We start from the raw sequence: 2,296 nt of genomic DNA on the forward strand, positions 1-2,296 counted from the left end.
AAAAAAAATACCAATTAAAGTAGGGTGGGCAAAGTTATCTTATCTATAAGACTCATTTGAACCAAAATGTTTTTGCCCACCCTACAAGCTAAAATCTGGTATTTTATTTTTTGGCTACTCCCTTAGGGAGTGGTTAATGGAAAAATTGACTCTACATCATGACTAGGATAAATGCTTTATAAGCATCAACTATAGATAACTAAAAAAACGATTTTTGGTGTAAACAATAACCAAAGACATTTTGAACAATAGTTATTTGTAAGATAACAAGTTATAGCAGTCGAAGTATTATAACAGTCGAAGTAAAGGTTAAGACATGTTTATGTTCCTTGTTCCCTATTCCCTGTTCCCTTGAAACAGAGATGATATAGCTCTACGCGCAAGTCAGAAGGAACGAAGTCAGAAGTCAGAAGTAAGCTATGACTAAGTTTCCGAGTTTAGGAATGTCCTAATCTTAATGCGTAGTGCTATATTTTAGATCATAAACTAGATTTACCTTGCTATAAAATTGACCATTTAAAATTTGGCAATTACCAATGACTAATGAAAGACCAAACTGGGATGAATACTTTTTAATGATGGCTAAGCTAGCAGCTACTCGCTCAACCTGTTTAGCGTTTCCTGTAGGAGCAGTGATTGTTAAAAACAATCAGATTTTAGCAACAGGTTACAATGGTTCCCCATCTGGCTCAATTCATTGCACAGCTCAGGGATACTGCTATCCTGGATTAAGTAGCTGCGATGCGTCTCGTACCATGCCATCCCGAGCTGTTCATGCTGAAGCGAATGCGATCGCGTTTGCAGCCAAACATGGTATTGCCACTGCTGGAGCCAGTATTTATGTTACCCTGGAACCCTGTGTCTCTTGCTTAAAGTTAATCATTTCAGCTGGCATAAAGAAAGTTTTTTATGAGACTATCTTCAATAGTGGAGAGAAAGCTCTAGTTAGAGATCATTTTATGAAAGAGGGCTTGGTTAGCCTAACCCAAATCCAGTTAAGTGAAGAAACAGCTAAACGAGCAGCTTCATTTCTACTCAATCCAACATCTGTTCCGAAGTTGTCGAATCCAATTATCGATCACAATTACACAATTATTAAAGGTGACTAGCTCGATAATATAGCTCAATAATATTGTGATAATTTTTGTTCCCTACTCCCTACTCCCTACTCCCTACTCCCTACTCCCTACTTCCTACTTCCTTTGCTATATAACTTATGTCTTGGCAGCGTCCTGATAACCGACAACCGGATCAACTACGTCCCATTTTGTTTGAGCGAGAATTTACCCGCTATGCTCCTGGTTCCGTCCTAGCTCACTGTGGTGAGACCAAAGTACTTTGTACCGTGACGGTTCAGGAGGAAGTACCCCGATTTCTCAAGGATACTGGCAGCGGCTGGTTAACCGCTGAGTATAGGATGTTACCAGGAGCAACACCGGAACGCCAAAGACGGGAACTTCTCAAGCTTTCGGGTCGAACTCAGGAAATTCAGCGGCTGATCGGACGCAGTTTACGGGCTGCTGTTGATCTCAAAGCCTTGGGGGAGAGGACGTTAACAGTGGATGCGGATGTTATACAGGCGGATGCAGGTACCCGCACTACTTCCATTACTGGGGGATATGTTGCTCTGGTGGATGCTGTGGATAAACTGGTTAAAACGGGAGTACTAGAGCGATCGCCTTTAATTCACCAAGTTGCTGCTGTCTCCGTCGGTTTATTGGAGGGTGAGCCGTTTTTAGACCTCAACTATATCGAAGATGTGGCAGCTGAGGTGGATTTTAATGTAGTGATGAACGACCAAATGGGTATTATTGAGGTTCAGGGAACAGCGGAGTCAGGGGCTTATACTCGCCATCAACTCAATCAGTTGATGGACGTAGCAGAAAAAGGTATTAAGGAGTTGTTAGAGGCACAGCGCTAGCAGAAACATAGTGCTGAGTACTGAGTAGGAACTCCTGGAACCTAGCTATTAATTAATTTCCGGAAAATTCCGGAAATTACAGGGATTTGACCAGGTGTTAAGTTTCTGAGGCTGAGGATTCACTAATCATCGGTGACAAGTAAGCCACAAGGGCACCAAGAACGAAACCAATAATATTGCGCAATAGTGGCAAGTAATCGGAGGTGCGTGTCACCACAGGTCCAATACCGAAGGCAATAAACAGGATACCCCAAAGTGGTGACAAAATCAAAGCCCATTGCCAAGCGAAAACCTGTTCCCGTTTGCGGGGGATAGCCGCAAATCCAAAAATCACTCCTCCAACAGTAGAAGTAATTAGGGTCAGAATCCACTGTA

Annotated in this window: 2 protein-coding genes and 1 pseudogene; 2 read left to right on the top strand and 1 reads right to left on the bottom strand. The window is 42.4% G+C overall.

What is annotated here, in order from left to right; genetic code table 11:
- The first annotated feature begins 536 nt into the window (after nt 1–536).
- Nucleotides 537–1,109 carry a deoxycytidylate deaminase gene (locus tag F6K20_RS34770; RefSeq protein WP_287297840.1) on the top strand — a complete coding sequence of 191 codons (573 nt, stop codon included), beginning with the start codon at nt 537–539 and terminating at the stop codon, nt 1,107–1,109.
- Nucleotides 1,110–1,216: 107 nt separating this feature from the next.
- The gene (rph, locus tag F6K20_RS34775) at nt 1,217–1,921 is read left to right on the top strand and encodes a ribonuclease PH (protein ID WP_287297842.1); all 705 of its coding nucleotides are present in this window, start codon (nt 1,217–1,219) and stop codon (nt 1,919–1,921) included.
- A 97-nt stretch (nt 1,922–2,018) separates the two neighbouring features.
- Here the strand turns inward: rph and F6K20_RS34780 are convergent.
- Nucleotides 2,019–2,296 (bottom strand): annotated as a pseudogene (locus F6K20_RS34780) (TPM domain-containing protein); the annotation flags it as partial.

It is taken from the genome of Moorena sp. SIO2C4 (assembly GCF_010672485.1).
Taxonomy (GTDB): domain Bacteria; phylum Cyanobacteriota; class Cyanobacteriia; order Cyanobacteriales; family Coleofasciculaceae; genus Moorena; species Moorena producens.